Source organism: Pontibacter silvestris (assembly GCF_020907275.1).
Classification (GTDB): Bacteria; Bacteroidota; Bacteroidia; order Cytophagales; family Hymenobacteraceae; genus Pontibacter; species Pontibacter silvestris.
In genome coordinates, this window is record NZ_JAJJWI010000018.1 from 12,963 (window position 1) to 36,919 (window position 23,957).

Consider the following 23,957-nt stretch of genomic DNA (forward strand, 5'->3'; position numbering starts at 1 on the left):
ATGAACCTTATTCTTTAATCTGCGGGCTCTCAAATCCTAGTTTTTTAAGGCCAGCCTGCACTTCTGGAGCACTCATGAACAAATCCCAGAGCATACCGCTGCGTCCGTTCTCAATCATTACAACAATTGGCCCTTGGTCTATGCCCAGGTAACGTTGCGGATACCAGTTCTCCTGCTCACTATAAGCATCAAAAAAGCCATACTTGCCCCACACTTTATCGCCTAGGTCTTCATACAAATGGCGGATTACTTTCATGGACTCCTCAGGAGCATAAGGGTAAGACGATAGTGCTGCCGTTGGAGAAATAACTCCTAAATCGTGCTGCGGGCTATGACCAGCGTAGCCTCCGGGAGAATAACTGGAGGTAAGGCCCCAGGCATCTTCCCCATAGCCTTTAAAGCTCTTCGGGTTATCCACACAGTAGTCGCGGTGGATTAGGGTGTGGCTTACGTTATGGCGCCAGTAATCAGCATAGCGATCTTTCAGGCTCCGAGGGTCTAAGCCCAAGTAAGAATAATGTGCCCAAAACAGCGGCCCTACACTGCCTTTGTTACCGTTATGGTCTAATTCTATTAGGTGCCCGTATTGTTCTGCATTAGCTTTTATACCTCCGCTTCTGGCCCAGCCTTCGTGGTAAACTTCGGCAGGTATAGTGTGTGTAGGTGAGGCTGCTGCCAGTACATACATTACTAAGCACTCATTGTAGCCACTCACCGGAAAATTCATTTCCCAGGCATATTCAGGCGACCAATGCCAGTACAGTACATTTTGATTGCCATTACGGTACCAGTCCCACTCTACTTCTCTCCAGAGTTTATCAATTTGGGCAGCGAATGCTTTTTCCTGTTCATTGCCATTTGCAAAGTACTGCCGCACCGTAAGCAGTCCCTGCACTAAAAAGGCTGTCTCTACTAAGTCGCCACCGTTGTCTTTCTGACCAAATGGTTTTACTTTACCTGTCTCGCCCTGCATCCAGTGCGGCCATGCCCCATGAAACCGATCTGCTTTCTCGAGGTAGTTTACCATTTGCTGCAAGCGCTGGAAACCTTCTTCTCTGGTAATAAAGCCACGCTCTATGCCCACCAGTACTGCCATTACTCCAAAACCAGAAGCACCAGTTGTAATTACGTTCTGGTCATTCTCGGGGTAATCACCGTCCAGGTGAATCCGCTCCCGGGCAAGGCCTGAAGTAGGTTCTGCGCCATCCCAGAAGTATTGAAAAGTATTGCGCTGCACCTCTGTCAACAGCTCTTCGTCACTTAAGCTTTCTGTAGATTCTTTATCTTCAGTAGTAAGTGTTGCAGATTCTGTAGGTTGCTGGCAGCTAAAGAAAAGCTGTGTCAGTAATAAAGGTAGCGCTAAAAATCTTGCTTTCATTTTTGTTTTAGTGCAGATATTAAGGGTGATGAGATTTTTACAGATAGTGTTACTTCTCTATCATAAGATACAGAAGCTCTATTGCTCCTACTGTTTCAGATAGAAACAACAGAGCTGAGAGAGAGTGATTTGATTGAAAAATAAAGTGTTGAGCCAAGCTGACTCAACACTTTTGAAGGTTTTAATAACCTGGGTTTTGGGTTAAAGTACCGCCGCTCAAATCAATCTGACGTTGTGGAATTGGGTACAGCTCATTTTTATTCTCTGTAAACTGTTTGCCTTGTGCCTGAAGCACTTCAGCTGCTCTGCCTTGTCGAACCAAGTCATAAAAGCGGTCACCATTTTCCAGCGCTAGTTCAACACGGCGCTCATGCCAGATAATATTTCTTAGTTCTTGCTGGCTGGCAGATTCTATTGGATCTAGCCCAGCTCTTTCACGCACCATATTAAGCGAAAACAGTGCTTTTTCTACCAGGCCTTGCTCATTGGCTGCTTCTGAATGCATTAATAACACTTCTGCATAACGCAATATTCTTATGTTCTGGTCTCTGCCATAGCCGCACTGTCGAGTTACATAACTTGGTACATATGCTTTTTGATTATAGCGAGGATTAGGAGCATTTTCTATAATCTTATCTCCTTCAGGAGTAGTTTCTCCTCTAAAAAGTATGGTAGCATCCAGACGCTCATCCCCTTCTTCAAAAGCATTTACTAAGTCTTCGGTAGGCTCTACAAAGCCCCAGCCGAACTGGCTCCTTACTCCCTGCACTTCAGCCCACTGGCTGTTAGAGGCATCACAATTACCAGGAATGGTTTGCGCTTGAATTTCAAATATCGATTCATTGTTATTTTCTCCCGCAATCGTAAAATTGTCATGATAATTAGGAGTTAATGAATAACCCATACCCATAACCTGCTCTGTTAGGCTAAGCACCTCACTCCAGTTTTTCTGATATAGCTGCACCTTTGCAAGCAATGCCAACGCTGCCCCATTAGTGGCACGACCTGCGTCAGCAGCACTATAGGTAGCAGGAAGCACCTGTGAGGCATCTGTTAAGTCGCCAATTATTTGCTCATATACAGCTTCTTCGGAGGCTCTTTCAGGATTTAGCTGTGCAGGGTCTTCTGGTTCAGTAGGAGGCACAGGAACAGTTGTACGCAATGGAACTCCGCCAAAAGTTCTCACCAAGTTAAAATAATAGTAAGCTCTCAGAAATTTTGCCTCTGCAATTAAGCGTTCCTTCAATGCTTGATCCATCTCAATGGCAGGTATATTAGAGATGGATTGGTTAGCGAGGTTTATGCCCTGATACTGTGCAACCCAATACCCATCCAGCAAACCTATGGAAGGAGTAAAGGTAAGGTTATCATAATCTTCCAGATATCCAGCATCACCCGGCACACTTCCTTTTCCTGCATCATCTGAAGCAATAGTTGTGATAGCTAAATGCGGAAAGGCCGACACATTGAAGTCTTTCAGATGCCCATATATCGCTGTTACAGATTGTACTGCCTGATCGGGTGTTACAAAAAACTGCTCGCTTACTGCCTGGCCTTCCGGCTCCACGTCCAAAAAGTCTTCTGAGCAGGAATAAAACCCTCCCATGGTAAGTATACCAGCCAGCATAAGTACTTTACGCTTAGCTACAAAATTTATATTTTTCATATACTAGTTTTGATTCATTAAAAAGTAACATTTACACCAAAGTTGTAAGTAGCAGAAAGCGGATAGACATTTCTGTCAATTCCCTGGCTGATTGGCGCTCCTCCCACTTCCGGCGAGAACCCATTATAGTTAAAGAATGTTACCGGGTTCTGAGCATTTACATAAATTCTCAGATTCTGCATCTTCCACTTATTCACCAGATCTGTAGGTAAATTATAGCCGACCTGCACATTTCTGATTCTGATGTAATCACCTTTTTCAACATAGAAACTGTTAGGGTCCAGGTTAGGACCGATTAAGGCAGCAGAAGGATATGTATTAGAAGTTCCAGCTCCATGCCAGCGGTTTTGGAAGAAATCCTGGTCAAAGTTTTCGTTTCCAACCCTCACGTTTCTGTTAGCGTTATAAATATCCACATCGGCTACGCCCTGAATGTCTAGCTGCAAGTCGAAGCTTTTATAACGGAAGCCTGTATTAATGGCATAGGTAAAACCCGGATTCGGATTACCAATAATGGTTCTGTCTCGTTGGTCGATAACGCCGTCATCGTTCAGGTCTCTGTACCTGAAATAACCAGGTTCCGCAGTGGGTTGTAAAGACTCCGCTATTTCCTGTTCGTTCTGGAAGATACCGTCTACCTCATAACCATAAAAAGAACCAATCGGATCGCCGATACGTGTTACACTTACTTGATAGCCGCCTACAGGTAAATTACCGCTATAGAGAGAGACATTGCCTGTTTGCAGATCCGTTACCTCATTCTTGTTAACAGAGAAGTTAAACCCAACATTGTAGCTAAAGTCATCGCTAGCATCGTCTTGCCAGTTTGCGGCCAGTTCAAAGCCCCTGTTCCTAAAGCTTGCATAGTTACCTCTAATTTCCCCGGATAACCCAAGCGAGCCAATGCCTACAATACCATATATAGCATTTTCGGTTTCTTTATTGTACCAGTCTGCTTCTACTGTTAACCTGTTGTTCAGCAAGCCGAATTCAGCTCCTAAATCTGTTTCTTTTACCACTTCCCACAACAACTGTGTCGGAACAGAAGTAGCAATACTTGCCCCTAAATACGGTACGCCACCAAAGGTATAAATATATCTTCCCGGCCTGCTAACCTGTAGGTTATAGATGTTAGCAGGAATGTTATTGTTACCGAGCTTACCCCAACTTGCCTTAAGCTTTAAATTGTTTATAACAGTTTGGTCTTGCATAAAGGGCTCTTCTGTTACGCGCCAACCCAAACCTATAGATGGGAAATAGTCCCAGCGGTTATCTTTCGGAAATTTAGAAGAGCCGTCATAACGCAACATGGCTGTTAATAAGTAACGGTCCTTATAGCTATAGTTTACACGGCCAAAGTAAGAATTAAACCTCTCAAGAGCAGTAGAATCATCATCTGCTCCTCCGTTTATAATTCTAAACGATCCAGGATCTCCCAAGCTAAGATAAAGGTTAGCCTCGGTGTTATAGTCTACATCATTGGCAAACCCTCTCATGCGCTCTCTTCGGTCTTGCTGAGCTGATGTTCCTACCAAAGCTGTTATATCATGGTCTCCAAATGTTTTGCTATAAGTTAAGGTATTTTCCCACAGCCAGCTTGTAGTTTTATCTCTTGACTTTTCGAGTAAGCTTCTTTCAGCAAACTGTGTACTGGTAAGCGAGTCTTGTGAGGTGTAGCTACGATACTCCTCAATGCCGTAGTTGATACCTAGGCTTGTGCGGAAAGTGAAGTCTTTTAAAAAATTAACTTCTCCAAAGGCGTTGCCTGTTAAACGCTGCCCCTGTGACTCCCGGTTAAACCAATCTAGCGCGGCCTGCGGGTTGCCAAAGCTCCCCAGATTATAAGTACCAGGGTTATTAGGGTCACCATACCAGCCATTAGCTTCTCTTACAGGTACCACCGGAGGCGCCACATAAGCTTGATAGAAAATATCACCAGGTATGTCGTTGGAGTTATAGTTGTAAAAAATGGTATTGTATCCAATTTTCACATTATCAGAAAGTTTAATATCCGTCTGTAGACGTGCCGTAATCCTCTCATAATCGTTACCCTTTACAATACCTTCCTGGTTTAGGTAGCCAGCACTTAGATAGTAGGTTGCTTTCTCTGAGCCTCCGGAAGCACTGATCTGATGATTATGAATCGTAGCCGTTTGCAGTATCTGATCATACCAATCTGTAGTCGGATAATCTGTTCCTACAAGATTAGTACCTTCTTTCTCATTGATAAGAGCCGCATACTCCTGGGCATTCGCCATCTCCAGTTTGTTTGTGGCCTGCTGCACCCCCACAAATCCATTGTAATTAATGCGAGTCTGGCCGGCTTTACCGCGTTTGGTAGTTACCAACACTACGCCGTTTGCAGCACGAATACCATAGATAGCTGCGCTGGAAGCATCTTTCAAAACCTCAATAGACTCAATATCATTTGGGTTCAGAAAAGATAGGTCCTGCACAAAGGTACCGTCCACCACATAAAGCGGGTCGGAACCACCCAAGGCTGAACCTGTACCACGTATGCGAATCTGAGGCGAAGCACCTGGCTGGCCGTTATTGGTAATTGTTACACCGGCTACCTTGCCTTGTAAAGAACTAACAGGGTTTTGGGAGGATTGTCTAGCAATTTCCTCACCCTCTACAGAGGCAATTGAGCCCGTTACATCGCGCTTCTCCTGCACGCCATAACCAACTACTACCACCTGTTCCAACTCGTTTGTTGCCATGCCGAGTTGTACATTAAGTGTACTGTTGTTATTGATAGCAATTTCGCGTTGATCGTAGCCCAGGTAATTAACTATAAGGGTGCCGTTTGCTGGCGCATTTACTGTAAAGTTACCCTCAACGTCGGTCTGAGCACCTTGCGTGGTTCCTTTTACCTGTACACTCGCTCCTATAAGAGGTTGCCCAGTCGAAGCATCTGTCACCTTTCCGCTAACGGTAATATTCCCTTGTTCCTGAGCAAACAAAAGATTAAAGGTTAGCAGACAAAGTAATAGTAATAGTAATTTCTTGTCCATTATTGTTCCTATTTTTAAATACGAATTGTACACAAATCTCTACAACTAACAGTAGTAAGCAAAACATAATACCCCAACAACACTACATCAAAGTACTACTAAGAAATACAAAAGGCATAAAACCCTAATAGCAAACCATTTAAATAAAAAATAATGACTATCAAAGGCTTCACAAAAAGTAGTTTACTAGCTCTTACTGCACCCGATGAGAGGTAATGATGTAGTAAAAACAGAAGCAAAACAAGGCTGAAGTGAGGCATTTTTTGTTTAATGCCATCAGATTTACTGAATTATAACTTTCAGTAACTAAAAGAAGGACAGAGAAAAAAGTAGATGCCAGGTAAAAACACGACGACCTTACTCATAAACCTATATGTAGTTTTCATCTTCTTCAGTTAAGAATGGGTGAGAAGGCTGAGATGCTCCAATGGCTACAGTTTTCTTTCAGCAACCTGAGGGCCTTATTACTTCCATTAAAAAAGGCACCTTAAGCTATTGCAGGAAATTAACAGAAAAAACTGTAGCCATTGTGGTTTCTCAACATGAGTCTGTATCTGCCGTAATTGTTGAGAAGACAGATAAAACAGAGATATGGAATGATAGATTTTACCTTAGAGACAGAATAATTACAACAGCATAAAAGCAGCTAAACTTCCATCAAAAACTCAGTCAGGTTTTTTTCGTGCTCCAGGTTAAGCTTCTTGCGCAAGCGATAGCGCCGGATTTCAACGCCACGAACAGTTATATTCAACAGCGAGGCTATCTCTTTACTAGACATATTCATCCTTAGATAGGCACACAGCTTTAAATCATTTGGTGTAAGCTCGGAATGGCTTGTTTTTAGCTTCTTAAAGTAATTTTCATGCGCTTCATTAAAACTGTTCTCAAACAAGTTCCAGTCATAATCATTACTCATGCCCTCATCAATTACCTTTTGAAGCCTCTTTAGTTGTGCGGCTGCTAGCTTTTTACCGTTAGAGTCTTTTAGCTGCAGAATCTCGTGACTTAAGTTTTGCAGTAGCTCATTCTTTGCGATAATGTTTAAGGCAGAGCTGGCAAGTTCTCTGCTTTTCGCAGCTAAGTCGTTTCGGAGTTGCTCGTTTCGGAGTTTTACAATTTTCTGTTCCGTTGCAATAGCCTCACGTTTAAGGTGCTCCTCTTTTTCACGCTCCAGCTTTTGTTGTATTCGTTGCTGATCCCGTTGCAATCTTAGTTTATAGAGGTACCGGGCCAGGGCCATAGCAACAATGGCTACTATACCATAAGCAGTTAAGGCCCAGGTGCTGGCATACCAAGGAGGCAGTACAGTAAAAGTAAATACAGTAACCGGAGACTCAGCTTTGCCGCTTATCTTAGCCCGTACCTTAAACTGATATTCGCCCTGGGCCAAGTTTGTAAATTCTTTTTGCGTGTCGCTGGTCCAGCCAGACCAGCTTTGCGAGTAGCCATCTAAAAAATACTGATAGTTAACGTTTTCCTGCGTGTAATACGGCAGCGCATACGAAAAGCGAATATTATTTTTTGCATACGGCAACTCAATGCTATTCAACTTACTGCCGTTTTCAGTAATGGAAGTTAGCCCATCTGTAATGTTTTCTATTTTGCGGATCAAAACAGTTGGTAAAGCTTTCCTTTCGTTCTGCTGAGCCTCAGCATTATAAACAACAAAACCTTCGTCTATACTAATAAGATAAATGTTATTGCTGATGCGGCTAATGTTCTCATAGTATTGAACCATACGCCCGCTAAGCACACTAAACGGGCTTGAATTTATTTTAACAGCACCAGGTTCCGTAAAATCAGCAAGAGCTACCTTGCCATTATCAATAAACCAGTATTTTTTATCGGCAGCTTTTATTATTCTGTTAGAAGATGCAAAGCTTCCCAGTTTGTCGTTCAGCTGCTTATAGTTAGTAAACTTATTACTTACATCATCATACACATAAAAACCCGAATTTGACGAAAAGACAATTTGGTTATCTAGTCTGAACGTATTGACATTATAGCTATTGGGCAGCCCATCAGCCTTATCAAAATTCTGGCTACTTTTAATGCTTCTTAAATCACGGGCTGGATTAAGTTTATATAACCCTTTGTAGGCATGGCTCACCCAGATATGCCCCGTATTGTCCTGCTCTACATAACGTGATGGCTCACTAAAGTTTTCCAGCCTGTGCGAAAAAGTCCAGTTACCTTTGGCATCTTTCTTATATAATACTAAACCCGTATAAGTCCCTTGTATGAGGTAAGCAGGATTAGAATTGAGCTTCTTGATTGTCCAGCCACCTTTTACATCAGAAATTCTGACAATAGTGTTGCCTTCGACCCGGAAAGTACCTTCGTTATGTCCGCAGAGCAGTTGCCCATCTATCAGAGACAGGTCCCATACCTGCCCTTGCGAGTTATCTATTAACTTAAAATCGAAAGACTGAAAAGACTGATTGGTGCCGGGAGACCACCCGCTGTAAAAAAGCCCCTGGTTCGTACCTAAGTAAATTTTATTATTGTGAATTATACTAGAGTAAACGGTACCAAACTTACCTGCTTTATCGAAAAAGAAATAAAGTGGTGAGTTTACCTCCACTCTGTCTATTCCATTATCAAGGCCTGCCCAAAGGTTTTGATCTTTATCCGCAAATAAGCTTAATACTGTATTATTCTGCAGCCCTTTCGATTTATTTGTATGCTGCACAACATTTCCATTCTCATCCAGAATAACGATACCATTTAATATAGTGCCATAAGCGTAATGCCTGCTATCCTGTATAAAGATCCCGTTGTTTAACTGATTTTCTTTTAAGAAATCGTTTGCCTGGTTTTCCCAGGGCTCAATATGGGTGCCATCAAATACAAACATCCCTTTCTTAGCCGTGCCTATCAGGTACAGATTCTTTTTATAGGGAAGAACAGAAAGAACTCCTGTCCCCTCAAAAGCTTCACTTCCCGCAATATGAATAAGAGAATCGTTCTTTAACTCAAATAATCCTTCAGAGATCACCTGAACAAAAAATCTGTCTCCAGCCCTGAATAAAAACAGAAAAGGATTGGCTCCCTTTATAACCCTTACTTTTCCCTGTTCATAAATATAAATAGCAGAAAAAGATTGAAAGATAACACGACCTCTGTCAACATAGATTTTCCAGATTTCATCTTTCAGCTCATAGCCCTCTGGTATCAGGCTAACCAGAGATTTGTAAGAGAATGTTCCCTGCTGATTGTATTTCCAATACCCAAACTCACCGAACCCTCCTGCATAAACTTTACCACCAGAATCTGCGGCAACAGCTCGTACAATAATGTTATGAGGCATTTTATGCAGCTGCCAGTAATGCCCGTCATACACAAGAAGCCCTTCTGAGTTTCCCCAGTACATAACCCCATTATTATCTTGTGTTACAGACCAGTTCTGGTTGGCAGCCTGGTACGTGTGCTTGGAATAATTCTGGACAAAAGGGAACCCTAGCTTTTGGTAATTTCCTGCCTCTGAGGCTAAAGCAGGAAAAACCAAAAACATAAAGATGCAGAAGAAACTAATACTTACCCTTTTAAACATTTTGAGCAGTAAGATCACTTTTAACAAATAAACGCTAAAAAGTGCCTAATAATTCTTTTAAAGCAACAACTATAACTAATAGTTGTAACCATACCTCAAAGGTAAGAAGATTTTCATTCAAAGATTTTAGAAGAATATGTTGCTACATAAATTTCAGTTGCCAGGAACGACACAAAACTTTCAGCTATTGTACTGTAAGCTTCCCCTTCCCTTCCATGTAGTCTAAGGTTAGATTCGTGAGCGTCTTAACGCCTAACTTCATGCCACTGTCGTCAATATAGAAATCAGGTGTGTGATGCGGGGCTACTTCTTCAGGTTTTTTGCCTTTCGGCATGCCTCCCACAAAAATAAACAGGCCTGGTATCTTTTCCTGGTAAAAAGCAAAGTCTTCGGCCCCCGTTACTGCTTTAGTCAAAACAACCTTGTTACTTCCGGCTACAGCCTGTAAGGTAGGCAGCATTCTTTCTGTAAGAGCAGGGTTATTGAATGTGACTGGTGTACCCGTAAAAATATCTACCTCGGCAGTGGCTCCGGCACTTTCGGCTATTTTTGTGGCCGTAAGTTTTACCTTCTCGTGTATCTTTTTCTGCATTTCAGTATCAAGAGTTCTGATAGTGCCTTCGAGTACTACCTCTTCCGGAATAATGTTGTTGCGAACACCACCATGTATGCTTCCTACTGTAACAACAGCAGCCTCCTCCGTTAACTGTGTCTGGCGGCTAATGATAGTTTGAAGTCCGTTGATGATTTGCGCAGACACCACTACCGGATCAATTCCATTCCATGGATAAGCCCCATGTACCTGCTTTCCTTTTACCTTAATTACATACCTGTCGGCAGCTGCCATCGTGCCACCCGGCTTGTATTTTAATGTACCTACTTCTGTTTGAGAATTAATATGCAACCCGAAGATCACCTCCGGCTTAGGTCCTTTATCCAGCACGCCCTCTTTTATCATCAGGCTTGCTCCCCCCTCTTCACCTGCCGGCGCACCTTCTTCTGCTGGTTGAAAGACAAATTTCACTGTACCTTTCAAATCATTTTTCATACTTGCTAGCACTTCTGCGGCTCCCATAAGCATGGCAATATGCGTATCGTGGCCGCAGGCATGCATCACGCCTACCTCCTGTCCGTTGTAAGTGCTACGTTCTTTAGAAGCGAAAGGCACATCTACCCGTTCAACTACAGGCAAGGCATCTATATCAGCTCTTAAGGCCACCACCGGGCCAGGCTTCCCTCCCTTCAGGATTCCTACTACTCCTGTATGTGCTACTCCTGTTTCTACTTCTATGCCCAGCTTTTTGAGATGCGCCGCTATCTTTTCAGCTGTTTTTACTTCGCGGTTACTTAGTTCGGGGTGCTGGTGAAAGTCATGACGCCACTCTATTACTTTGGGTTCCAGTTTATCAGCCATGGTGTTGGCTTTAGCTGTAAGTTTACTGCTTTGAGCAAAAGCCGGAACAGCCACTAAGCCCAGTCCTAAGGTAGAAAGTAAGATACGTTTCAGTAAGGTAGAGTTACTTTTCATATGGATAAAGTTAGATAAGTGAAGCTTTAAATATACTCAAATTATAAATTTAAAAACATTAACAACATCTTATTATATTAATCACACTGACTTGGTATTTCCGTTATAACTAAATCAATAATATTAATATTATAATAAATAATATTAAAGGCCATTTCTCACTATAGCACGTCCTAGCCTTGGGCAAACAATACTTCATCTGTTTAACACGTAAAACAGAAAAGATTATATTTACATAAAACAAGACCTGAAGTATAATGACTGACGAGCAGCACCATCCGGAAAGATTATTCCCGGAGTTTAATCCTGCCACAGCGGCTGACTGGGAAGAGAGAACACGCAAGGAACTGCGAGATAAACCGCTGGAAAGCTTAGTTTACCGCACATATGAGGGAATTGATCTAAAGCCTTATTATACAAAAGAAGACATCAGAAGCCTGCCTAAGGGGCAACAGAACCCAGGCAGCTTTCCTTTTATGCGGGGCCGCAGGACCGGCATAAACAGCTGGCTAAACATACAACATATTAAAGCAGCCGGGAACGGGAAAGCCGCTATTGATATAGCAGCTGATGCTTTAAGCAGAGGAGCCGATGGGGTGCTTTTTATTATTCGTGAACAAGCCCTGTTTGATGTGCCTTACCTGGTACAGAACCTGGATTTAAGCAAGAAGGTCGTTAACTATACAATAGGCCAAGAGCCAGACCTCTTCCTGAAGAGGATTTATGCTGAGCTAAAAAAAAAGCAGGTATCTCCTCTTAATCTGAAAGGTTTTATTAATTACGAACCGCTAAGCAATACGGGAAAGCTGGATAGAAATGATAAGAAAATCATCAGTAAGCTACTGGACCTGACTAAAGTAAGTACCGACTTTTATGGCATTACTGTCTGTGGCACCAGTTTCAGCAGCATTGGCGCTTCTGCGACCCAGGAGATAGCTTATACACTTAGCGCTGCAGTAGCTTATATTGATCATCTGACTAATGCAGGCGAGTCATTGGAGGCTGTACTGCGGAACATGCAGCTGTTTATGGCTGCCGGCACCAATTACTTCATGGAGATTGTTAAGTTTCGGGTTATCCGGCTATTATGGTCAACTATTGTAGAGGCATATAATGCGGAGCCAGCCCTGGCAGCACAGCTACGTATACACTGTACTACATCCAGTTGGTACCAGACCACACTTGGCGCAAACGTAAATATGCTTCGGGTAACCACGGAGGCTATGTCGGCTATTATTGCAGGCTGCGACTCATTGGCGGTTATGCCTTTTGATTATACCTTTCATAAGCCTGAAGAATTCTCTGCCCGTATTGCCCGCAATGTGTCTGTTATTTTAAAAGAGGAAGCTTACCTGGACAAAGCTATAGACCCAGCCGCTGGCTCTTATTACCTAGAGTACCTGACAGATGCACTGGCTTCCAAAGCATGGGACTTGTTCAGAGAAGTTGAGGCAAAAGGTGGATTTGAGGCAGCCTATCAGGAAGGTTTTATACTTGATTCTGTCACCAATGTCAGCCGGGAGAAGTTCAGGAACATTGCCATTGGAAAAGACGTGCTGGTAGGTACCAACAAGTACCCTGATCCTAAAGAAAAAATCGACTTTGACCCCGAAGAGCTTATCCAAAGTGCAGATTTTGACACAACGCGCGCTGCCTACCCAACTGAGGTCATGCGTATGGCTATAGAGCTGCATCTGCGCAAACGCAAGCGACGACCAAAAGTTATTGTAGCCGTGATAGGGCAGGCCGAGCAACGCCAGCTTAATGCTTCTTTTGCACAAGAGCTATTCAGTTGTGCCGGGTTTGACACAGAGGAGCAGCATTATGCCTCTGTAGACGATGCAGCTGACCGACTTTTGCATGCAGCGGCAGAAGTAGTGGTAGTGTCCGCTTCCAAAGGAAACTATACTCGTGAATTTGGCCCCAAGCTACGCACACATCAAGGTAAGCCAACAATTATTCTGGCTGAAAATCCACAGCTGATGAAGGACGAACTGATAGCCCAGGGGTTTGATGAATTCCTCTTTGAAAACTGCGACACCAGCACTATCCTCCGTAACATCTATAAAAGGCTTTCGCAGGAAGGGGAAGATGACTCTTAAACGATACAAGAGTTAGCTAACAACTGAATTTCACCTAAACTGATCACTTTGCCTTAATTACTCCGTTAGCCAAAATTAAATTATGAAACCTGACTTTTCTAAAGTAGACATACATAAAACGGCCTCGGCGACTCATGGTCCTAAAGCACCTGAAGATGCTAAAGTCTGGAATACACCCGAAAAAATAGCGGTTAAAACCTACTACACACCGGAAGATGCACAGGCTTTTGAGCACCTTGACTTTGCAGCTGGTTTACCGCCTTTCCTGCGAGGCCCTTATACTACCATGTATGTGCAAAAGCCTTGGACCATCCGGCAATATGCAGGTTTCTCTACCGCAGAAGAGTCTAATGCGTTTTACCGCCGCAACCTGGCAGCCGGGCAAAAAGGGCTTTCTATTGCTTTTGACCTTGCCACACACCGTGGTTATGACTCTGACCATCCGCGTGTAGTAGGCGATGTAGGTAAAGCAGGTGTAGCCATTGATTCAGTTGAGGATATGAAAATACTCTTCGACCAAATTCCGCTGGACCAAATGTCGGTATCTATGACCATGAACGGAGCCGTATTGCCGATTATGGCTTTTTACATTGTCGCAGCCGAAGAGCAGGGCGTAAAGCCAGAGCAACTGGGCGGCACAATCCAGAACGACATCCTCAAGGAGTTCATGGTGCGCAACACCTACATTTATCCGCCAGAGCCAAGCATGAAGATCATTTCAGATATTTTTTCCTACACTTCGCAAAACATGCCGCGTTTCAATTCTATCTCTATATCGGGCTATCATATGCAGGAAGCCGGAGCCACCGCCGATATTGAACTGGCTTATACCTTAGCAGATGGTTTGGAGTATGTACGAACAGGTTTGAAAGCAGGCTTGGATATTGATGATTTCGCACCACGCCTCTCCTTCTTCTGGGCCATCGGTATGAATCACTTTATGGAGATAGCCAAAATGCGTGCGGCGCGTATGCTTTGGGCTAAGCTGATAAAGCAATTTAACCCAAAGAACCCAAAATCGCTGGCCTTACGCACCCACTGCCAGACCTCCGGCTGGAGCTTAACTGAGCAAGACCCATTCAACAATGTTACCCGTACCTGTGTAGAAGCCTTAGCTGCTGCCTTGGGTGGCACACAAAGCTTACACACCAATGCTTTGGATGAGGCCATTGCCTTGCCGACAGACTTTTCGGCTCGCATTGCCCGAGATACCCAGCTGTACCTTCAGCAGGAAACCAACATTACGAAAATAGTAGACCCTTGGGGAGGCTCTTATTATGTAGAAACCCTTACCCACGAATTGGCACATAAAGCCTGGGCACTGATGCAAGAGGTAGAAGGATTAGGTGGCATGTCCAAAGCCATTGAGACAGGCTTACCCAAAATGCGAATTGAGGAAGCTGCCGCCCGTAAACAAGCCCGCATTGATGCTGGCAAGGATGTAATTGTAGGTGTAAACAAGTATAAGCCAGCGGAGGCTGAGGCAGATGAAATTGAAATTCTGAACATAGACAACACTGTTGTACGGGAATCACAACTTAAAAGGCTGGCACAGGTAAAAGAAAGCCGCAGCAACGAAGCTGTGCAGCAGGCATTAGAGGCGCTGACCAAAGCTGCTGAATCAGGTGAAGGTAATTTACTGACATTGGCGGTAGAAGCAGCCCGCCACCGTGCAACGCTTGGCGAAATATCTGATGCATTAGAAAAAGTCTATGGCAGACATAAAGCAGTAATCAGATCTATAACAGGAGTATACTCCGCAGAACTTTCAGACGACGAAAATTTTGAATGCACCAAAGCCTTAGCAGATAAGTTTGAAGAACTGGAAGGCCGCCGGCCACGCATTATGGTCGCCAAAATGGGACAGGATGGTCACGACCGTGGCTCCAAAATAATCGCCACCTCCTTCGCTGACCTCGGCTTCGATGTCGATATTGGGCCACTATTCCAAACGCCAGCCGAAGTAGCTATGCAAGCCGCTGAAAACGATGTGCATGTGGTAGGTGTGTCTTCGCTGGCAGCAGGTCATAAAACCTTGGTACCGCAACTTATAGAAGAACTACATAAGTTGAATTGTGAAGATATTATGGTGATAGTAGGCGGTGTTATTCCTGCTCAGGATTACCAGTTTTTGTTCGAGGCAGGAGTAGAAGGTGTATTCGGGCCGGGTACTATCATTTCAGTAGCAGCACAGCATATTCTGGAGAAGTTAATGAAGCGGCTGGAAGAATAAGGTAATCTAATTCTCACTAACTAGTGGCATGAGATTTTTATTTATATTGGAATTCATAACATTTGATTCTTTTAATGGCTATTCCTGACTATCAAACCCTAATGCTGCCTCTCCTAAAATTTGCAGCAGATCAGAATGAACATTCTACAAAAGATGCTTTAGAACATATGGTTAGCTATTTCAAATTAAGTGTGCAGGAACAAGAAGAGCTTTTGTCAAGTGGCCAGCATGTTATCAAAAACCGCATTGGATGGGCTACAACTTATTTGAAAAAAGCTCAACTTTTAGAAGCCACACGCAGAGCACATTTTAAAATCACTAAACGTGGTATTGATTTTTTAGAAACACACCCAATTAACATTACGAATTCACTTCTATCTCAGTATCATGAGTTCAAAGAGTTCATTGGAGTGCAAGTGAGCGAGTCTATATCTACAGAAGTCCTTTGGTCCCCCAACACAAGTGTGGCAGAGCAAACCCCTGAAGAAATCATAGAATCTGCATATGAAGCAATAAGAAAAGCTCTTGCCCAAGAGTTACTTGCCAAGATTCAAAGCTTACCACCTTCATTTTTTGAAAAACTTGTAGTTGAACTGTTAGTAAAGATGGGTTATGGAGGATCATTAAGAGATGCGGGAAAAGCACTTGGTAAAAGCGGGGACGGAGGTATAGATGGCATCATCAAAGAAGACAAATTAGGCTTAGATGCAATTTATATCCAAGCAAAAAGATGGAATGAGAACAACCCGGTTGGTAGGCCTGATGTACAGGCCTTTGTTGGAGCCTTAGCCATGCATGGAGCCAAGAAAGGTGTATTTATCACTACCTCGCGTTTCACAACTGAAGCTCAATCTTATACTCCTCGCAACGACACAAAAATCATTTTAATAGATGGAGAGCAACTCGCTCAGTATATGATTGATTACAATCTAGGAGTTACTCCAATTTCTGCATACGAAGTAAAAAGACTTGATATAGATTATTTTGGCGAAGAGTAACACAAAAGCTAAGCATATAAATACGATATCTTAGCTACTCATCCCATATGCCTAGAAATATTACCTACCTTTGCCTTTTTCATTATTCATTTAGTTTTATGTCAGGCAAAACCTTAAAATATACACTAACTGCCATTGCCGCAGTACTTATCGTCTGGTTTATATATGATTCCTTTTCTCAACCAGGTCCACAGGATTTAAAAGGTAATTTCAAAGAAGTGGCTTTCTACAGAAATGAAAATAATACAGGCCCTATCATTAGGGTTTATGCTGTTACGGTAGCTGATACGCTTTGGCAGGAAATGCAGCAATATGGAGGATACATGCCGCATACAAAATACGGAAATACGAAAGTATACTTTTTCTCAAAGAACGCACCTGCTCCCAAAGAAGTATATCCTAACCAAGATAGCTTTGATCAGCAGTACCAGCAATATTGCCTCGCAAAATATGAGAAAGATGTAATGAGCCAGACTTCCTTTATGAAGTATCCTTTCAGAGCATCTAAGTAAATTTAGTACCTCCTTTTATACTTTGCCTTTTCTTTTAAGCTCCATTTTAATGCTATCTCTTTTGCCTAAACTTATCATTTAGCTCTAAAAGCACGTATTTAAGTATTTCATCAGTAAAAGGAAAAAGAGAAGCCTTTACAATGTTGTTTTTTACTAAAGATTATGAACTATGAAAAAAGAATGGAAATCAATAATAGCAGCTTTATTTCTTGGTACGTCAATGCTCATGACATCTTGTGGCGGCAATAACGGAGATATGCCCCCTGAAACTACGAACGGAGACAATAACAGAGAAACTGGCGTTGATGGTAATGGTTATACCATGGATCCAGGATCGCCAGACACAACAGGCACTACAACTAATATGGATACCATTAGTACAACCACAAGATCCACAACTGAAAGCGCCACCACTACAGGCGGTAATTAATCCTATTTGTTAGAAGCAATATAGAGAGTGGTAAAAACACTCTCTTATTGCTTAGGTAGTTTAGAGATATAGATGAAATTTATTACTTGTTGCTCTAAACCACGCAAGACACCTGCCTGTATTAATTCCATACGCAGTTTTGCAAGGTCCCTGGTATAGAAAAAAACGTGCAAGCGTTTCCAATATTGGAAACCGAGACAGATTCTTTATCCTATTCCCGGCTTAAGGCTATTAAATAAATTATACAACATTGTAAATGAAGGAATATAAAATTGTATAGAAAAAAGTTTTTCACACTATTATAGCATAAGACTCCTAAAATGACTAACACCTGTAAGCTTTTGGCCAAATTATTGTTCCGTAATACTAACATGACAAAGCGCATTTATCCTGTTTACCTGCTTTGTTTGTCAATACAGTTTATTATGAAACAATTATCAGCTTGCAGCCAGGTTAGCCCCAACAAAACACTTTACCCCTTACTGTTTTTTGGTTTACTGTACGCTAATCACCCTTTGTATGCACAGTACCAGCCTGATGAACAACTTGGGGAGCTGTTCGAGGAAGTACAGCTAGCTCCTGTTTTCCCTGACTCTAAGACTTTTCCGGATTGTATTCCGCTTTCATCACCAGAGCAAATTTTACAGGCTTACCATCAGGAAAAAGGACAACCGGGTTTTGACTTAAAGGCTTTTGTAATGCAACACTTTCAGTTGCCTCCTGAGCCTGCAACTAATTTTAAATCAGACCCTAGTCTTACAGTAAAGCAGCATATTAACAGGCTGTGGCCTATACTAACACGCCAGCCAGACGAGGAGCAAAGCTCACTTTTACCTTTACCGAATGCTTACATAGTGCCTGGTGGTCGCTTTAGAGAAATATATTACTGGGATAGCTATTTTACTATGTTAGGCTTGCAACAAAGTGGTGAGACAGAGCTTATCCAGAACATGGTAGATAACTTCACGCACCTGATTAACAATGTAGGCCATATTCCGAATGGTAACCGCAGCTATTATATAAGCCGATCTCAGCCCCCATTTTATGCTTTGATGCTGCACGTACTGGCTCAGGAAAAAGGAAAACAGGTACTTAACACTTATGCACCGGCACTTCGGAAAGAATATGCTTTTTGGATGGATGGAGCTGATGCACTTACTACCACTAATCCGACACACCGTAGAGTGGTACGCTTACCCGACGGCAGCGTATTAAACCGTTATTGGGACGATAAGCCAGAACCTCGGCCTGAAGCTTATAAAGAAGATGTACATATAGCGCAGGAATCAGGCAGAAGTCCGGAGGAAGTATACAGAAACATAAGAGCAGCTGCTGAATCGGGCTGGGACTTTAGCAGCCGCTGGTTTGCAGATGCAGAAAACCTCTCAACAATTCGAACCACTGAGCTAATTCCTGTAGATCTGAACTCGTTATTATACTTTGTAGAGATGACCCTGGCCGACATGGCTCATATGGAGCATAACACAACAGAGGAACAGTTTTATAAACAAAGAGCCAATGCCCGCAAAAAAGCATTACGTACCTACTGCTGGAGCGGTGCTGATAAGTACTTCTACGATTATGATTTTGTAAAAGGTACTACCACTGATATCCCTACACTGGCAGCTGCTTATCCGCTTTTCTTTAATATAGCCAAGAATTCTCAGGCCAAAGCTGTTGCACACAAAATTGAGACTGACTTCCTGAAACCAGGTGGCGTGGTAACAACCTTAAACCACACAAGCCAACAATGGGATGCACCCAATGGCTGGGCTCCGCTGCAGTGGATGACTTACCAGGGACTGGTTAATTACAGACACAGAGAACTAGCTGATAAAATTGCCAGTAACTGGACGAACCTTAACATAAACGTGTATAAACAGACCGGGAAACTAGTTGAAAAATATAATGTAGAAAGCACTGACCTGGAAGGAGGCGGGGGCGAGTATCCTAATCAGGATGGCTTCGGCTGGACGAATGGTGTTTTATTAAAACTATTGTCTACCCAAAGTGGTGAGCAGGATAATATAAAGCCAAGCAGGCTACTAAAGAGTAAGAAGCAAAGAGAGAAGGTACCATCTAACTAGTACTAGTATATAAATATAGGGAGAGGCAAGTTTTGCCTCTCCCTATATTTATATACTGATATGCGCTTAGTTATGCACAAATAGGCATCGCCTGAGCTACAGATTACGTGGTGCTCCTATATTAAAGCGCAGAAAGCCCATTGCAAGCGAAGCCCCCGGGTTTTCTTCTGAAAAAGGAGCTGTCACATTGCGGGTACTAACACCGAATTCGTACACACGTGAAACATAGGCTAAGCCAATAGGCAGGTTCATAGTCCTGCCCTCTCCTGTCGATGCCCCGGTACTCACCTTAAAATTAGGGGCTACCATTATCTCTAGTCCTAACCCAAAGAAGTCTTCCGTAATGTTACCTGGTGCGTTATTAAGAGCTCTTACATAATCCACCCCTGCTTCCACTTTACTTCCTAACTTCACACCAACTCCTAATCTTAATCGGGTTGGTAGTTTTGTCTTATGTTCCTTTACAGGAGCAAAAACAAGAGAAGTGTCCATGATAGCCTCTCCTAACGCTGTTACATAATCCATAAAGTTATAGCTACCCGCTGTTTCAGCAGCTTCAGGTAACTTAAAGCCTTTATCATGCCCTTCCAACAAGTTTTCTGTCCAGGTTAAATCACCCATATCAGTAATAGATGCAGCAACTTTTACCACTTTTGCAATATCTGCAGAGACCCCGACATCCATCCCACTTCCTTTGCCTACCGGATTAAGTCTACTACCGCTACTCCTGTAATTAAAATCGGGGTTAGTTATAAAATCTGAATAGTCTATAGTCAGAATAGGCGATGCAGCGTTGTAAGCTTTCAGCTCCTTGTTATGGGCACTGTATTCGTATAAGCCTAAACCTTGCAGATATTTGTAACCGACTCCTCCATATATACTGATGCCAGGCAGATCAACAATAGTACGTCCAAAGGCAACATTCCACTCACTTACCCAGCTAAATTTCATATCTGTTCCATCAAAAACATCTGCCACATATACCGTCTGCCCTGGTACAATCTCTTCGTAAATAGAGGCATCATTAGCTAAAAACGCTAGCTCTGCAAAGTTTTTGTTAATATTTACGTGCCCCATAGCCCGCTGCCTGTTACTAAAAGCAAAACCACCTACTTTAGGTATGCTAACAGACAGTGCAAAGGTGTTTATATCAGCAGCAACATTTAACACATTCTCACCTGTAAAAGCTTTAGCTAAATCTTGCCGGTCCTGCAACGAGATATCTTGCAAATCGGAGAATTCGAGGAACTTACTAAAGATGTCGTGATTAAGTGTTTGAGAATTAAAGCTAGCCCCGCTTTCCAGCACAGTGAAAGAAAGAACAGCACCTCTACGTCCTAAATTAGCAGGGTTAACACCTACTGATCTGTAATCTTTTACAAAAGTGTTCATTACCCCGCCCCGCCCTACAGCCGAAACATTGTTCAACGCTATTTGCGCTTCTGCTTCAAAAGCCAAAAATATTGCGGCGATCAAGAACAACTTCTTCATTAAAATTGAAAAATAATGCAATGGAATTTTAAAAATGGCTTAAGCCTGAAGCTGACAGAAGTTGCTTAGAATTGCAGATGATCTGTTTAAAGAACATTTACCCTAAAAACAATAAGAAAAGCAGCATATTTTCTGCTTAACACTTTTTTTGCACTTTATAATGATATAACAAAGCGAAAGCTACTACTTTGATGCAATTAAATCAAACATACCCAAAAGATTTTTTTCTATTCATGCGTAAAAGGACAGAAGCTTTAAATTTGTTTTGTAAACACTTACCTTAACCCTGCATAACCAATAACCATCTTGCCAAAACGCTTCAGCACCGAGACCTATACACAGGGCATTTTAGCGGGAGACCGTGTGGTCCTGAGTCGTGCTATTACACTTGTAGAAAGCAGGCTTCCGAGCGATCAGGAGCTGGCTCAGGAAGTAATTAATAGCGTGTTACCATACGCTGGCCATTCTGTACGAATAGGGATAACCGGAGTGCCTGGAGTAGGCAAAAGCACTTTTATTGAGGCGTTTGGCAGTTACATTATAAAGGAGCAACACAAAAAGCTGGCAGTATTAGCAATAGACCCTTCCAGCCAACGTTCAGGCGGTAGTATATTAGGAGATAAGACTCGTATGAAGTCTCTGTCTGTTAACCCGCAGGCGTTCGTTCGGCCTTCTCCGGCAGGCAAGTCATTAGGTGGCGTTACCCGTAGCACCCGCGAAGCTATTATTCTTTGTGAGGCAGCTGGTTTCGATACTATTATAGTAGAAACTGTAGGTGTAGGGCAATCTGAAACGGCTGTGCATGCCATGGTCGATTTTTTTCTCTTATTAATGCTGGCAGGCGCAGGTGATGAGTTACAGGGCATTAAACGTGGAATTATGGAAATGGCTGATGCCATTGCTATAACTAAAGCAGATGGCACCAACCTGAGTAAAGCCAGAGCGGCCCGCGCAGAATACCTGCACGCACTGCACCTCTATCCTCTTGCCGCCTCCGGGTGGGCTCCACAAGTAAGTACCTGCTCGGCAGTAGAACATATTGGCCTGGACTCCATCTGGCAAACAATAACAGCTTACCTGGAGCTAACCCAAGAAAATAATTACTTTGAGCAGAAGCGCCGTAATCAGAACATGCAATGGTTGTATGCAGCTATTCAACAAGGTTTAGAAGAACGATTTTATTCCAATCAGCAGGTTAAGGAGCAACTTCAGAATGTTGCTGATCAGGTAAAAGAAGGGCATACATCAGCGTTTAAGGCAGCAACAGAGCTACTAAAGTTAGTGTAAAAAATTGACTGGCATGCTAAAACCACTTCTGGAAATAAGACTAAAGCAAATTCTGCGTGCACAAAAAGGGCTGCACTGGTATCATTACATTATTTTTGGAGGTTTACTTCTATACCTTGTTATTTGGCTTTACAACCTATTACTCCAAAGAAATAGTGCTATTGTTGTTGCTGCCACCTCACTGTTACCCATACTTGCTTTGCAAATGCATCGTAATGATAAACGATTCGTTTCCCACCTGAGCCATTTCCCTTACCTTATATTCTGGGTTGAGTATACTTTGCTTTTGTCGCCACTACTGCTACTATACACCTTTACTGCTAGCTGGTTTTTGATTTGCCCTGTAATCCTTGCTTTACTTCCCATTTCAAACTTTGGGCTTGAATTACCAAAACCTCGCAAGGCTATACCTTTAGTATTTATTGCTGATGCTTGTTTTGAATGGAAGGCAGGAGTCAGAAAAAACAAGTGGCTCCTGTGTATACTTTATGTGGCAGCGTTTGCTCTTTGCCTGTACCCCTTTGGCTCTCTTCTTATACTTTGGTTCTCTACTGCTATTATAAGTACCTTTTACCAGAGGTGTGAGCCAGTAAATTTGTTAACCGTACCCGAGAAGGGCGCAAAGGCTTTTCTGTATTACAAACTCAAAGCTAACCTGAAGCAGTTTATGGTGCTCACGTTGCCGTTATTACTGCTATATAGCCTCCTGCACCCCGACCACATGGTACCTGCTTTGGTTTTCTACCCGCTCCTGTTACTTGTGCTTGTATCAAGCATACTTGCCAAATATGCTTATTATGAACCAAACAACACAGTATCGTCGGCGGCAAGCTTTTTAAACAGCATTGACATTTTAAGTCCATTGCTCCCGTTCCTGCTGCTTTTTCCGCTCATTAGCTCTATTCGTAACTATAAAAAAGCTGTTCACCGTTTAAACTTGTACCTGCATGATTTCAATTAAAAACCTTAACGTAGAACAGAAGGGCAAGGTAATCTTACAGCACCTGACAGGCCAATTTGAACAAGGACAGGTACATGGCATTGTGGGCTTGAACGGAGCAGGGAAAACCACCTTCTTAAACTCACTCTATGGCTTTATAAAACCTACTGCAGGAGAAATTACTTACCAGGAGAAAAAGCTCAGCAAAAAGTATATTTCTTACCTGGAGACTTCAAACTACTTTTATGCTGGTATAACCGGAGGAGAGTATCTTAAGCTTTTTTGCAAAGCCACAGAGAAACATAAAGAATGGAACAAGCTGTTTCTGCTGCCTTTAAACAACCTGATAGAAAGCTACTCTACAGGTATGAAAAAGAAACTTGCCCTTATGGGTGTACTACTGCAGAATAAGCCCATTCTGCTACTCGACGAGCCTTTTAACGGCCTGGACCTGGAAAGTATGTGGGTGGTGAAACGGATTATTTCTGATATAAAGCATACAAAAACAATTCTGCTTACTTCACACATATTAGAAACGCTTACGGACAACTGCGATTTTATCCATCGACTGGAACACAAAAAAATAAACCAGGTTTACGCCAAAGAAGATTTCAAGCAGTTCCAGGAGCTTTTGTATCAGGAACTGCATGAAAAGACTGCACTTCAATAAGGTTTGCTCTTAAGTAAACAGAAACAGCTGACCCATTTCTGAACCAGCTGCTTCTGTATCAATAA

16 protein-coding genes are annotated in these 23,957 nt (G+C 42.7%); 10 read left to right on the forward strand and 6 right to left on the reverse strand.

Annotation, left to right across the window (positions count from 1 at the left end; translation table 11 throughout):
- Nucleotides 1-7: 7 nt before the first annotated feature.
- The 3 genes from LN995_RS15755 to LN995_RS15765 form a co-directional block, all read right to left on the reverse strand.
- On the reverse strand, nucleotides 8-1,378 hold the full coding sequence (locus tag LN995_RS15755) for a glucoamylase family protein (protein WP_229962043.1): 1,371 nt from the start codon (nucleotides 1,376-1,378) through the stop codon (nucleotides 8-10).
- 181 nt (nucleotides 1,379-1,559) lie between these two features.
- Nucleotides 1,560-3,044 carry a RagB/SusD family nutrient uptake outer membrane protein gene (locus LN995_RS15760; protein WP_229962044.1) on the reverse strand — a complete coding sequence of 495 codons (1,485 nt, stop codon included), beginning with the start codon at nucleotides 3,042-3,044 and terminating at the stop codon, nucleotides 1,560-1,562.
- A 17-nt stretch (nucleotides 3,045-3,061) separates the two neighbouring features.
- Nucleotides 3,062-6,061, reverse strand: a complete 3,000-nt coding sequence (locus LN995_RS15765) for a SusC/RagA family TonB-linked outer membrane protein (protein WP_229962045.1) — start codon at nucleotides 6,059-6,061, stop codon at nucleotides 3,062-3,064.
- 427 nt (nucleotides 6,062-6,488) lie between these two features.
- Between LN995_RS15765 and LN995_RS15770 the strand changes: the two genes are divergently transcribed.
- The gene (locus tag LN995_RS15770; RefSeq protein WP_229962046.1) at nucleotides 6,489-6,701 is read left to right on the forward strand and encodes a hypothetical protein; all 213 of its coding nucleotides are present in this window, start codon (nucleotides 6,489-6,491) and stop codon (nucleotides 6,699-6,701) included.
- A 6-nt stretch (nucleotides 6,702-6,707) separates the two neighbouring features.
- Here the strand turns inward: LN995_RS15770 and LN995_RS15775 are convergent, their stop codons facing one another.
- Complete coding sequence (locus tag LN995_RS15775; protein ID WP_229962047.1) at nucleotides 6,708-9,575, reverse strand: ligand-binding sensor domain-containing protein; 2,868 nt, start codon at nucleotides 9,573-9,575, stop codon at nucleotides 6,708-6,710.
- 223 nt (nucleotides 9,576-9,798) lie between these two features.
- Nucleotides 9,799-11,142, reverse strand: a complete 1,344-nt coding sequence (locus LN995_RS15780) for an amidohydrolase (protein ID WP_229962048.1) — start codon at nucleotides 11,140-11,142, stop codon at nucleotides 9,799-9,801.
- Between the two features lie 257 nt (nucleotides 11,143-11,399).
- On the opposite strand from LN995_RS15780, the gene LN995_RS15785 reads away from it, so the two are divergent.
- From LN995_RS15785 to treF, 6 genes are all read left to right on the forward strand, one after another.
- On the forward strand, nucleotides 11,400-13,244 hold the full coding sequence (locus LN995_RS15785) for a methylmalonyl-CoA mutase family protein (RefSeq protein ID WP_229962049.1): 1,845 nt from the start codon (nucleotides 11,400-11,402) through the stop codon (nucleotides 13,242-13,244).
- An 82-nt stretch (nucleotides 13,245-13,326) separates the two neighbouring features.
- Complete coding sequence (gene scpA, locus LN995_RS15790; protein ID WP_229962050.1) at nucleotides 13,327-15,477, forward strand: methylmalonyl-CoA mutase; 2,151 nt, start codon at nucleotides 13,327-13,329, stop codon at nucleotides 15,475-15,477.
- Between the two features lie 74 nt (nucleotides 15,478-15,551).
- Nucleotides 15,552-16,475 carry a restriction endonuclease gene (locus LN995_RS15795; protein ID WP_229962051.1) on the forward strand — a complete coding sequence of 308 codons (924 nt, stop codon included), beginning with the start codon at nucleotides 15,552-15,554 and terminating at the stop codon, nucleotides 16,473-16,475.
- Nucleotides 16,476-16,522: 47 nt separating this feature from the next.
- Entirely contained in the window at nucleotides 16,523-16,987 is a 465-nt protein-coding gene (locus LN995_RS15800) for a hypothetical protein (RefSeq protein ID WP_317206962.1), read from the forward strand.
- 169 nt (nucleotides 16,988-17,156) lie between these two features.
- Nucleotides 17,157-17,417, forward strand: a complete 261-nt coding sequence (locus tag LN995_RS15805) for a hypothetical protein (protein WP_229962052.1) — start codon at nucleotides 17,157-17,159, stop codon at nucleotides 17,415-17,417.
- Between the two features lie 425 nt (nucleotides 17,418-17,842).
- The gene (gene treF / locus LN995_RS15810; protein WP_229962053.1) at nucleotides 17,843-19,504 is read left to right on the forward strand and encodes an alpha,alpha-trehalase TreF; all 1,662 of its coding nucleotides are present in this window, start codon (nucleotides 17,843-17,845) and stop codon (nucleotides 19,502-19,504) included.
- Between the two features lie 96 nt (nucleotides 19,505-19,600).
- Here treF and LN995_RS15815 read toward each other — a convergent pair whose 3' ends face one another.
- Nucleotides 19,601-20,995 (reverse strand): DUF5723 family protein, encoded by a 1,395-nt coding sequence (locus LN995_RS15815; protein ID WP_229962054.1) that lies wholly within the window; start codon nucleotides 20,993-20,995, stop codon nucleotides 19,601-19,603.
- A gap of 306 nt (nucleotides 20,996-21,301) precedes the next feature.
- On the opposite strand from LN995_RS15815, the gene meaB reads away from it, so the two are divergent.
- The 3 genes from meaB to LN995_RS15830 are packed head-to-tail and all read left to right on the forward strand — an operon-like array spanning nucleotide 21,302 to nucleotide 23,892.
- Entirely contained in the window at nucleotides 21,302-22,282 is a 981-nt protein-coding gene (gene meaB, locus LN995_RS15820) for a methylmalonyl Co-A mutase-associated GTPase MeaB (RefSeq protein ID WP_229962055.1), read from the forward strand.
- A 13-nt stretch (nucleotides 22,283-22,295) separates the two neighbouring features.
- A complete protein-coding gene (locus LN995_RS15825; RefSeq protein WP_229962056.1) occupies nucleotides 22,296-23,243 on the forward strand; it encodes a hypothetical protein in 948 nt (315 codons plus the stop codon).
- The gene (locus LN995_RS15830) at nucleotides 23,230-23,892 is read left to right on the forward strand and encodes an ATP-binding cassette domain-containing protein (RefSeq protein ID WP_229962057.1); all 663 of its coding nucleotides are present in this window, start codon (nucleotides 23,230-23,232) and stop codon (nucleotides 23,890-23,892) included. Before LN995_RS15825 ends, LN995_RS15830 begins: the two co-directional genes overlap by 14 nt.
- Nucleotides 23,893-23,957 lie beyond the last annotated feature (65 nt).

Excerpts from the sequence above, each read along its gene's own strand:
- LN995_RS15780 (WP_229962048.1), bottom strand. The coding sequence starts at position 11,142 with ATGAAAAGTAACTCTACCTTACTGAAACGTATCTTACTTTCTACCTTA.
- LN995_RS15805 (WP_229962052.1), top strand. The coding sequence starts at position 17,157 with ATGAAAAAAGAATGGAAATCAATAATAGCAGCTTTATTTCTTGGTACG.
- scpA (WP_229962050.1), top strand. The coding sequence starts at position 13,327 with ATGAAACCTGACTTTTCTAAAGTAGACATACATAAAACGGCCTCGGCG.
- LN995_RS15760 (WP_229962044.1), bottom strand. The coding sequence starts at position 3,044 with ATGAAAAATATAAATTTTGTAGCTAAGCGTAAAGTACTTATGCTGGCT.
- LN995_RS15755 (WP_229962043.1), bottom strand. The coding sequence starts at position 1,378 with ATGAAAGCAAGATTTTTAGCGCTACCTTTATTACTGACACAGCTTTTC.
- LN995_RS15800 (WP_317206962.1), top strand. The coding sequence starts at position 16,523 with ATGCCTAGAAATATTACCTACCTTTGCCTTTTTCATTATTCATTTAGT.
- treF (WP_229962053.1), top strand. The coding sequence starts at position 17,843 with ATGAAACAATTATCAGCTTGCAGCCAGGTTAGCCCCAACAAAACACTT.
- LN995_RS15775 (WP_229962047.1), bottom strand. The coding sequence starts at position 9,575 with ATGTTTTTGGTTTTTCCTGCTTTAGCCTCAGAGGCAGGAAATTACCAA.
- LN995_RS15830 (WP_229962057.1), top strand. The coding sequence starts at position 23,230 with ATGATTTCAATTAAAAACCTTAACGTAGAACAGAAGGGCAAGGTAATC.
- LN995_RS15825 (WP_229962056.1), top strand. The coding sequence starts at position 22,296 with ATGCTAAAACCACTTCTGGAAATAAGACTAAAGCAAATTCTGCGTGCA.
- LN995_RS15815 (WP_229962054.1), bottom strand. The coding sequence starts at position 20,995 with ATGAAGAAGTTGTTCTTGATCGCCGCAATATTTTTGGCTTTTGAAGCA.
- LN995_RS15765 (WP_229962045.1), bottom strand. The coding sequence starts at position 6,061 with ATGGACAAGAAATTACTATTACTATTACTTTGTCTGCTAACCTTTAAT.
- LN995_RS15785 (WP_229962049.1), top strand. The coding sequence starts at position 11,400 with ATGACTGACGAGCAGCACCATCCGGAAAGATTATTCCCGGAGTTTAAT.
- LN995_RS15795 (WP_229962051.1), top strand. The coding sequence starts at position 15,552 with ATGGCTATTCCTGACTATCAAACCCTAATGCTGCCTCTCCTAAAATTT.
- LN995_RS15770 (WP_229962046.1), top strand. The coding sequence starts at position 6,489 with ATGGCTACAGTTTTCTTTCAGCAACCTGAGGGCCTTATTACTTCCATT.